Genomic DNA, 2,187 nt, shown 5'->3' with positions numbered 1-2,187 from the left:
GGAAATCGGGCGTGCTTTAATGGTTGCTACGGCACTGAAACTTGAAATGCACGTTGGAGAGCTGCAATGCCACCGGCTGCTCGAAGCAATCCAGCTTCTCTCCGCGGAGGGATTCTGGATTGCTTCGTCGCAAGAGCTCCTCGTAATGACGAGGAGAGAGCGCCAAACTCCGCTCGTGCCCCGGACGCAGCGCAGCGGCCCGGCGATGCGCAGCATCGTCCGGGGTGGTGCGCTGCAAAGCCGGGGCCCATGTCGCCGCGTGCCGTGCCGCCTTCTGGGTCCCGGCTCTGCGCCGCAACGCCATAAGCGCGTTCACGCGCGTCTTCGACGCGCTATGCGCGTCGCGGCGCGTCCGGGACACACTGGCGGCGTTATGTCGACCGCCATCCTTCCATCAAGCCCGACGAATGGGCGGTCGTGCAAACGGCACCGACGGGCATGACGTCTGCGCAGGCTAGGAGAAGCCTTTCGATCTTGCGTGCCCACCGGGCCTGTCCTACGCAGTCTCCGAATAAGTACGCATCGCCAAAGCCTTGAGGAGCCGTCATGACCATCCGCAACAGCCGCACCGGGGGCCAGATCCTGATCGATCAGCTCGTCGCCCAAGGCGTCGAGCGCGTCACCTGCGTGCCGGGCGAGAGCTATCTGGCCGCGCTCGATGCGCTGCATGACAGCCCGATCGACGTCATGATCTGCCGCGCCGAGGGCGGCGCGGCGATGATGGCGGAGGCCTACGGCAAGCTCACGGGCCGGCCCGGCATCTGCTTCGTCACCCGCGGTCCCGGCGCGACCAATGCCAGCCACGGCGTCCACATTGCGATGCAGGATTCGACGCCGATGATCCTGTTCGTCGGCCAGGTCGACACCGGCATGCGCGAGCGCGAGGCGTTCCAGGAGCTGGACTACAAGGCGGTGTTCGGCACCATGGCGAAATGGGCGGTCGAGATCGATCGTCCCGATCGCATTCCGGAGCTGGTGGCGCGCGCCTTCCGCGTCGCCATGCAGGGCCGTCCCGGTCCCGTCGTGATCTCGCTTCCCGAGAACATGCTGACCGAGACCGCCGCCGTAGCCGATGCCATGCGCATCGAGCCTGCCGTGAGCTGGCCCGCGCCGGCCGATATCGAAAAGCTCGGCGCCATGCTCGCGACCGCCAAGGCGCCTCTCGTCATCCTCGGCGGCTCGCGCTGGACCGATGACGCCACCAAGAGCATTGCCCGCTTTGCCGAGCGCTTCGACCTGCCGGTCGCAACCTCGTTCCGCCGGGCCTCGCTGATCGATGCCGACCATTCGCATTATGCCGGCGATCTCGGCATCGGGCCGAGCCCGGGCCTGAAGGCGCGCATCGACAACGCCGATGTCGTTCTCCTCGTCGGCGGCCGCATGTCGGAGATGCCGTCCTCGTCCTACACGCTGCTCGACATTCCGAACCCGCAGCAGAAGCTGATCCACGTGCATCCGGGCTCCGAAGAACTCGGCCGCGTCTATCAGCCGGCGCTGGCGATCCAGGCGACGCCCGCGGCGTTTGCCGCCGCCGTCGAGACGCTGAAGCCTTCAGGCGCGGTGGCCTGGAAGGGCGAGGCCGCCAAGGCGCACGCCGATTACCTCGCCTGGACCGAGAAGGCGCGCGAGCTGCCGGGCACGTTCCAGTACGGGCAGGTCATGACCTGGCTGCGCGACCGCCTGCCGAAGGACGCCATCGTCTGCAACGGCGCCGGCAATTATGCCGGCTGGATCCATCGTCATCACCGCTTCCACAGCTTTGCCTCGCAGCTGGCGCCGACCTCGGGCTCGATGGGCTACGGCGTGCCGGCGGCGGTGCTGGCCAAGCGGCAATATCCGGATCGCACCGTCGTCGCCTTTGCCGGTGACGGCTGCTTCCTGATGAACGGTCAGGAGTTCGCAACCGCCGTGCAGTATGACGCGCCGCTGGTCGTGATCGTGGTCGACAATTCGCAATACGGCACCATCCGCATGCACCAGGAGCGCGACTATCCCGGCCGCGTCGTCGGCACCCAGCTCAAGAACCCCGATTTTGCGATGTACGCGAAGGCGTTCGGCGGCCATGGCGAGCGGGTCGAACGCACCGAGGAATTCGCGCCGGCGTTCGAGCGCGCGCTCGCCTCCGGCAAGCCGTCGATCCTCCACTGCATCATCGATCCGCGCGCGATTTCGGTCGGCAAGGACTTC

The 2,187-nt window shown here is 66.8% G+C and carries 1 protein-coding gene; it reads left to right on the top strand.

Annotated elements, in window-relative coordinates; all coding sequences use genetic code 11:
* Nucleotides 1-546: 546 nt before the first annotated feature.
* Nucleotides 547-2,187: thiamine pyrophosphate-binding protein (locus tag IC66_RS0138785; RefSeq protein ID WP_038951131.1), on the top strand; the 1,641-nt coding region annotated here is incomplete at its 3' end.

Source organism: Bradyrhizobium genomosp. III (genome assembly GCF_000261705.1).
Lineage (GTDB): Bacteria > Pseudomonadota > Alphaproteobacteria > Rhizobiales > Xanthobacteraceae > Bradyrhizobium > Bradyrhizobium ottawaense.
The sequence above is the reverse complement of the archived record's forward strand: the minus strand, read 5'-3'. Positions and strand labels throughout refer to the sequence as shown.